Genomic DNA, 7,559 nt, shown 5'->3' on the forward strand with positions numbered 1-7,559 from the left:
GAAAACTTATCAGTCCAAGCCATTGAAAAGAAAAGCGGTGGTGCGTTTGTAATTCGGCTAGAAGTTCCACCAGAAGCCAATAAAGCAGATATTGAAAGTCAAACTAAAGCATTATATGAAATTCAGCTAAAAGTATTGGAAGCAAGGTATCATGCTGAACTACAAGCTAAGGATGAACAGATAGTAATTTACCGTCAGCAGAACGCTACTTTAGAAAACGTCATTAATATACTAGGAAATAGACCTATTCAAAATATTATTACTGTTACAGCTAACGCGGAGAATAATTCAGTGTCAGAAACCTTCAACAATAATTTTAATCAACCTAATATTGCTAACTTTGCAAATAAAAACCAGGATGATGCACGTCAGCAAGCTAATCAAAATATCTACCAGTCACAGCAAAATCAGAATTTGGATGGAACCAAAAAGGAAATTCAGCAACTTCTTAATCAATTAGCTCAAACTAATCCAACAACAGACGTAGTTACAGAAGCGATTCATCAAAAAATTAAAACCGATCCAACTTTCAAAGCTAGGCTGTTAGCCGCACTGAAAGTAGGAGGACTAGAAGCGTTGAAGGCAATATTTAACCATCCTGCCTTTAGTATTCCGCTTGAAACAATAAAAGGATATCTGGAAGCCGAATAAATCACGCTTTGGGTGCGCTAATTTTAGCGAACTACAAACATCCTTTTCCCGACATTTTTAAGTTTTCAGGAACGCAATTAACGAAGTAAGTTAGTTCCCAAGGTTCTGAGGAGTGTGTCAAAATGAGCGAACCGTGAGTAATATTGCTCATCCTTACCACATTGCCCCAGCCGGATAAAGGTCAAAGCCATCTCTAGACGGTCTGAATGCATATATTTTCCCATCAGCTAAATTGCCGCTTTTCAATTTGTTACCTACCCTAAATTTAATGATTCCGCCATAAGGCGTATAAATATCATTATTACTCCTACCAGATTTTACATTGTATTGCTCATTATCTATCGTGTAGTTGATATTGTATTTGGTTAGATTCTTTATAGTAAATACTTCCCCTCCACTAATCGTTTCAGCATCCTCCTCATTTAAATCCATAAAAAGTTCTTGATTAGTAGCAGTGATTTTAATATCGGTATTTGACATGATTTTTTTGCCTAATTAAAAATACTAAGTAGAGCCATTTTTCAATAAGTAAAGGTTATATATTTTTTATAATTAGATTTTATATCTATTGATAGATATAATTCTATATCAATAGGTTGAATAAACAGTTGCCCTTGCACTGCTTGACTAACAAAACTCAAGGACATAGTAGTATGATTTGACAGTGAACTTTGTTTGATACTCCATTTGAGTCGATTTATGACCTCGCAAGGAGACTATTCGCATCAATTTCTAGCTTTTTATCAAACCCCAGTTCTACACCGCTTCTACCCACTGGTGACAGCATAGCCAAGCTTGCAGCCGCTCCCAGTACTTGATTGTCAGTCACTTCTAAATATCTCTGTAACTGTTCTAAATTCCGATGCCCTGATATCTCCTGAATCACTCGCAATGGTATGCCAGCATTACTCATCTGAGTTAAAGCAGTCCTTCTAAAGCTATGGCTACTCACTCCAAAAATATCTACTTGCTGACAAGCTTCTCTCAAAATCCTAGCGGCAGAGTCTTCGCTGATGTGTCCATCACTGCGACCGGGAAAGAGATAATCATCTCCGGCCAGTGGGTAGTATTCAGTGAGCAACCGCCGTAGGTCTTCAATCACTGGGATTGACCTAGTAGCCAGCTTCCCCTTCGTGTTTGCTTTCCGAATCACCAGCCGGGGTCTGACATTGCCCTTGGGTGTATAGATGTCTTGAGTTTGCAGCGTACAGCATTCGCGGATTCTACAGGCACTAAACAGGCAGACACCGAACAAGGTCTTATCGCGGTCATTGTCTAAGCCATGACTGAAGATTAGCTGTATCTCTTGCTGAGTCAGAACTTTGGCGCGTCCGTGCCGATTGATTTTCATCGTAGACTGTAGTCTCTTTAATCCACAGCTTACAACGATTTAACACCTGATTCTCTACACCAAATTACAGCCACAAGTCTGGTGAATAAATTGATCTAACTTTCCCAACATTTTTATTAAGCTAAAAATACTGTTAACGTGTTATCTATGAGCAAATATATTCACGGCTATACTAGAAAGGAACAAGATCGCCTGTTCCGACAAAGCGTTTTTTTTGAATCTTACATTTACAATAAGATTGATTTTTCTAATTGCAATCACATTGTTGAAATAGGTTGTGGGGTAGGAGCGCAAATACAAATTTTATTAAATCATTTTCCGCATTTAAAAATTACTGGTGTTGATATTTCTGAAGCGCAGATTAGCCGTGCTGGCGAATTTCTCAAGCCGCATATTGAAGCCGGACGGGTATCTCTACATATTACTTATGGGGACGTACTTCCTTTCCCAGATCAATCATTCGATGGTGCGTTGATCTGCTTTGTTCTAGAACATATCAACAATCCCCTCTACCTCCTCAAAGAGGTAAAACGGATAATGAAATCAGGTACTAATCTTTATTGCACAGAAGCGTTTAATACAGGTTTATATATCCATCCACCTTGTCTAGCTTTTCAAACTTACTGGGAAATCTTCAATCGCTACCAAGAGCAATTAAACGGAGATCCAAACGTGGGAGTAAAACTCTCTAACTTGGCATTGCAGTCCGGTTTTTCTGAAACTACTCTTGACTATATTCCTCTTTACTTAGATGGCAGAATTAAAAATATGTCACAGAGAACAGATTTTATTGATTACATTACTGAAGTTTTGCTAAGTGCTGCTTCAGGTTTAATTGCTCTGGAAAAAATTACACCATTATTACCAGACGCAATGATACTAGAATTACAAGAAATAAAAAATAACCAAGACAGTATTTTCGTTTGGCCATTACAGCAACTTAAAGCTGTAAAGTGAGTAGATACGCCAATTATCCCGACTTCCTTACAAGCTGTTCTCAATATCTTTGCGGCTGAATCTTCGCTGATGTGTCCATCACTGCGACCGGGGAATAAATAGATGTCACCAGCCTCGGTGTAGTAGCTAATCAACAACTGCCGCAAGTCTTCAATCACTGGGATTGACCTAGTAGCCAGCTTCCCCTTCGTGTTTGCTTTCCGAATCACCAGCCGGGGTCTGACATTGCCCTTGGGCGTGTAGATGTCTTGGGTTTGTAGCGTACAGCATTCACGGATACGGCAAGCACTAAACAGGCAGACACCGAACAAAGTCTTATCGCGGTTATTGTCTAAGCCATGACTGAAAATTAGCTGTATCTCTTGTTGAGTGAGAACTTTGGCGCGTCCGTGCCGATTGATTTTCATTGCCAGACTGTAGACCCTGTGATCCACAGCCTACAACGATTTGACACTTATTAACCGGAATTGTTTAACTTAAGGTAGTAATGAGCGATTACCTATTACTGGCTTAATATTTGAACCAATTCATCCTTACCTTTTCTGCTACATCCAGGTATTCCCCTTTTTTTAGCCATTTTTCTTAATTCTGTAACTGTCAATGTCTTCAAGATAATTGGGTCTTTTATAACATCAGGTAATGTTTCAGGCGTAAGTTCAAAAACTTCCTTCAAAGCATTTAACTTAACCCCTTTGGTAATTTGACATTTAAGTGTTGTTATAGGGTCTAGAGATGTCCAATATTTACGAGGGGCTTCCTCAATTCGGTTAGTAGCAACCGAAAGATTCACCCTCTTAAGAACACTATCTGGTTTCTCAATTAAATATTCAAGTGCAGATTTTATTTCATCTCTACCAGCATAGGATAGGTTAATTTTTGGTCTGATCTCCCCAGCCAGAATCTTAGTAACTTCAGATGTCTCTTTACTATCATCGGCGATGATGCACCAAACCTTATCTAACCTTGCTTCTTCGGCGACTGCATAAATAAACGAGTTACCTATCACTTCATATTGGTCTTCACCAGTCTCTTTAACAATTATAGGTATCCAGTTACGACCCCCCAAGTTATTTAGGGCTTGTGCCGTGGACTTAATTAAAAACTCAGGAGCATCTGTACCTACACATGAAGAGATTTCTTTTCTGTACAAATACATTAAATTACCAATGTCATCTATTTTCATTGCAATAAATATTCCTTTGCTAAGTCTAAATAATAGTTATAAGCTGTTATATCTTTATAGACAGCAGGTAAATGAGAAAAGGCAGAATTAGCTATGTGTGCATAGCTCGGCAGTTCAAATATAAGTTGTTTCTGTATGTTGACAGAATTTTTAAATCGTGGGTAAAAATATGGTTGTAAATCAAATGGAGTCTCTTGATTTTTTTCAGATTGTTCTATCAGGTTATCAATTGCTTTATACGCAGTACGCTTTTGAGGTTCAGTAATCTTTTCGCCATTCCAAAATATAGGTAATGCAACAGGAGTACCGTCTCTCTTCAATTTTTGAACTTCAGGTATATAATCTTTGATAGTTATAGCAGCATTTTCTAAAGAAAAAATATTGTTTGGTTTTGTTGGAATTATTACTACATCAGAGGCAATAACAGCACTTCTACTAAAAAAACGCCAGTTAGGTGGAGAGTCGATTAGAATATAGTCATAATCAAACTTTACTTTGTCCAAAACTTGACGTAATCTGTTTTCTTTAAATAACTGTTTAAGTTCTACTTCAGAACAATCCCCTAGTTTTTCGTCACATGGCAAAATATCAAAACTCAATGTTTTGGCTGGAGTTTTAAAATTAACTGTATAACTGACCAATTCCCCCTTGAAAGAAATCCGATCATTTTTATCTTCTAATAGGGAGAAAATAGAGTCTTTTTTGGGTTTGATATTAAAGTAGCGAGTTAAGTCCTTTTGGTTGGGATCAAAGTCTACAATCAATACTTTTTTGCCCTGAACAGTTAACGTAGCTGCTAGATTAACTGTAGTTGTCGTTTTTCCCACCCCTCCTTTATTGTTATAGATAGCTACTGTTAAAGCTCTAGGCGTATTATCTATTTTTTGTCTTATATCTTTAGTAATCTTACTAATATTATCAGGCGTTATCTCTAGACAGAGCGAAGATGGATGAACTACTTTCCCATGCTTTCTAAATAACTGTATATGAGAAGCATTAGTAATAATTCCCCATTGAACTGTTTTGCAGTTTGGAGCAAGTAAATAACTTTTTAGCTGGCAGACTGTTTCCTTGTATTGGGGTGTTCCTTCTTGAAGATTATCGTTTCTTTTCTTTATTTCAACTATGACATTAGGATTGGTTCTACTTTTTACAAAACTATCGCAATCTTCTTTGTTATGACGTAGAGCATAATCAACCTTTTCTGCACCTCTCTTTGTGCTAAATTCTGCTAAAATCTCCGTTGATTGAAAACCGAGCGCTTCAAAAAAGGGAGGCATAAACATGTGACCTACAGTAGCTTCTGGCGCATCATCAGGAAGGCTGATCAACACTTGCTCAAGGGACAATTGGACATTCATCATAAAAACAAGGCAGCTTTAGCTGAGTCATAGTTAATAAGCAGTCACCTTTTAAGAGTTCCCGTATCACTGTAAAAACTAACACCTGAGCCGCACCCTATACCCCGACCTCGACCCTACCCATAGTCCCAAGAGCGATCGCATTTAGTTGAAGTGCGATAGCTTTTGCCTGTCTTTTAAAATACCTGTGCTAGTAGCCTTTAGAACGGGCTGGCACTGGATTACATACGAATAACCCATTTTTATAGTTAGTGCGTCGTGAGCCTCATTTTTAGGCATGGTTACGGACTGATAAGGCTTCCACGCATCCACACCCATAACCCCAGTAGCGATCACACTTTGGCACTTCTTTTTGTCTGCACAAGGCATTGCATCCCATAGGATACTGTTGACACTCTCCTGGCTCATATTCATCCTGTGCAGTTATTCTGCCATTCTTTTATAGGAAAATCTGCATATCTAATGCAAGCTGTAACTATTGCTGGGTAAGCCTCCAGGGTGTATCAGCCATTGGCGAAAATCTGCATAAAAGTCAACTAGCTATCAATCAGGGCTAAAGCAGTCCAATAAGCCTACTGCATAAGGGTTACAGCCAATTGGGGCTGTGCAGCCTAAGAAAGGTGCGATCACTCCTGGGTGTGTGGGGTCGGTGCGGTGGTGTAGTGTGGTGCTATCTAACTATTTAACTATCTAATCTCGTAACTGACTATTTTCTCGTCTTTTAGGACGTAGTAAAGAATTTTAATTTCTGATGGGTTTATCTGTCTCCAGGCTGTTCCGTTATTTACTTGTAGTTTATAGTCCAAACCTTTTATGAGTTCTTCTGCTTCTTCTACTGTTTTGCTTATTATTTGATTAGGGTTGAACATTGGGATACCTCGATTAGTAACCTTAGTATTCTCGGTTTGTTTAGAGAACAGTGATTCTGGTTTAGCTGCGATCGGAGGGGGAACAATGGTAGGAGGTATTGTTGTTGCCGCCGCCGCACCAGTTGCAGCAGCAGCAGCACTAGTAGTCTGCCAACCCAAAAATGCTAAGTGAGGACTGGGGAAAGGGGGAAGGGGGAAAGGATTTAAACCCTTTCCCCCTTCCCCCTTACCCTTTACCCCGCCAAGTTCCCTTGGCGTACTACTAGGTTATGGTGCTTACTTGTTTTATTTAAACTTTATGGATTATTAAGCTACACAGTCAGCAAACCGCGATCGCCTTCCCCTAACTTCCCAATTCCAATATCCAATACCCAATACCTCACCTGTAAGCTAGGTGGGGTTAATTTTGCGATTCTAAGGGCGTGTAGATTGCTGGCTGTGGAATCTAAAAATCACGTCTAATTCGTCATCCAGTTTTCAACTAGAAATCCGCTTTTCAACTATTAACATTAAGCCTTTCAAATTCCCATCTTCTGTAAAACTTTGGCTGGTGCGACATTTATTATCGTTATTTACAAGATTAATCATTTCCGTTGCGAGTAATTTTCCCGTCGTTTTATTCCAGACATTAAAAATGATAATGCTATCTCCATGTTCACGCGCAATAGTGGTGAAATTTTCCCATGTGGGAACATCTACTGCTTCTATTTCTATTTCATCATTACTAATTACCTTACCAACAAAACTGTTAGTGACAATTCTACCGTCAGCATAATGGTAAGTATTGGTTTGTAGCCATTGATTATCAACTATTTTTTGTGTAATTTCTGCTTCAAAGCGTTCTGTTTCTTGAGCATTTGCATCCATTCTGATCCAGTAGCCTGACCAAGTGCCGATATGTTTGGGGAAAACCTGAAAATCACTCAATTGTTTAGGCATATTGCTAATACAAACAAAGTTTGTTTACTGATTTTTTATTTATACAATTTTTTATTTATACATTAGAGAGCGGCACTCATGGAAAAAGATTTTGTATTTTTTTACTCACAGAGCGAATAGGGGTTCAGCCGAGATAGGGGTCAAATGGGCGTTACCGTGCCGAAACGGGTAAATTGTACGCTAAGGCTGAAACCAAGATGGGGTAGGCTTTTCAAGAAGTGCTTTTTCCTATAAAATTCGTGAAAGAC

The 7,559-nt window shown here is 38.7% G+C and carries 7 protein-coding genes and 2 pseudogenes; 2 read left to right on the plus strand and 7 right to left on the minus strand.

Annotated features, from left to right (window positions below; translation table 11 throughout):
* A pseudogene (locus H6G86_RS37245) lies at nucleotides 1-651 on the plus strand (hypothetical protein); the annotation flags it as partial.
* Between the two features lie 153 nt (nucleotides 652-804).
* Here H6G86_RS37245 and H6G86_RS37250 read toward each other — a convergent pair.
* Nucleotides 805-1,131 carry a hypothetical protein gene (locus H6G86_RS37250; protein WP_190938586.1) on the minus strand — a complete coding sequence of 109 codons (327 nt, stop codon included), beginning with the start codon at nucleotides 1,129-1,131 and terminating at the stop codon, nucleotides 805-807.
* A gap of 217 nt (nucleotides 1,132-1,348) precedes the next feature.
* Nucleotides 1,349-2,002: a tyrosine-type recombinase/integrase gene (locus H6G86_RS37255; RefSeq protein ID WP_190938587.1), complete on the minus strand. Its 654-nt coding sequence runs from the start codon at nucleotides 2,000-2,002 to the stop codon at nucleotides 1,349-1,351.
* A gap of 147 nt (nucleotides 2,003-2,149) precedes the next feature.
* Here H6G86_RS37255 and H6G86_RS39330 point away from each other — a divergent pair, with 147 nt between their 5' ends.
* Nucleotides 2,150-2,959, plus strand: coding sequence for a class I SAM-dependent methyltransferase (locus H6G86_RS39330; RefSeq protein ID WP_242065172.1), 810 nt, complete (start codon nucleotides 2,150-2,152; stop codon nucleotides 2,957-2,959).
* Nucleotides 2,960-2,976: 17 nt separating this feature from the next.
* On the opposite strand, the pseudogene H6G86_RS39335 reads toward H6G86_RS39330, so the two are convergent.
* From H6G86_RS39335 to H6G86_RS37280, 5 genes and pseudogenes are all read right to left on the minus strand, one after another.
* Nucleotides 2,977-3,366 (minus strand): annotated as a pseudogene (locus H6G86_RS39335) (tyrosine-type recombinase/integrase); the annotation flags it as partial.
* 95 nt (nucleotides 3,367-3,461) lie between these two features.
* Nucleotides 3,462-4,142: a Rho termination factor N-terminal domain-containing protein gene (locus H6G86_RS37265; protein ID WP_190938589.1), complete on the minus strand. Its 681-nt coding sequence runs from the start codon at nucleotides 4,140-4,142 to the stop codon at nucleotides 3,462-3,464.
* On the minus strand, nucleotides 4,139-5,506 hold the full coding sequence (locus tag H6G86_RS37270) for a ParA family protein (protein ID WP_242065173.1): 1,368 nt from the start codon (nucleotides 5,504-5,506) through the stop codon (nucleotides 4,139-4,141). Before H6G86_RS37270 ends, H6G86_RS37265 begins: the two co-directional genes overlap by 4 nt.
* A gap of 683 nt (nucleotides 5,507-6,189) precedes the next feature.
* A complete protein-coding gene (locus H6G86_RS37275; RefSeq protein WP_190938590.1) occupies nucleotides 6,190-6,531 on the minus strand; it encodes a hypothetical protein in 342 nt (113 codons plus the stop codon).
* Between the two features lie 318 nt (nucleotides 6,532-6,849).
* The gene (locus tag H6G86_RS37280; protein ID WP_190938591.1) at nucleotides 6,850-7,311 is read right to left on the minus strand and encodes a DUF3598 family protein; all 462 of its coding nucleotides are present in this window, start codon (nucleotides 7,309-7,311) and stop codon (nucleotides 6,850-6,852) included.
* Nucleotides 7,312-7,559 lie beyond the last annotated feature (248 nt).

Source organism: Nostoc sp. FACHB-133, from assembly GCF_014698055.1.
Lineage (GTDB): Bacteria > Cyanobacteriota > Cyanobacteriia > Cyanobacteriales > Nostocaceae > Nostoc.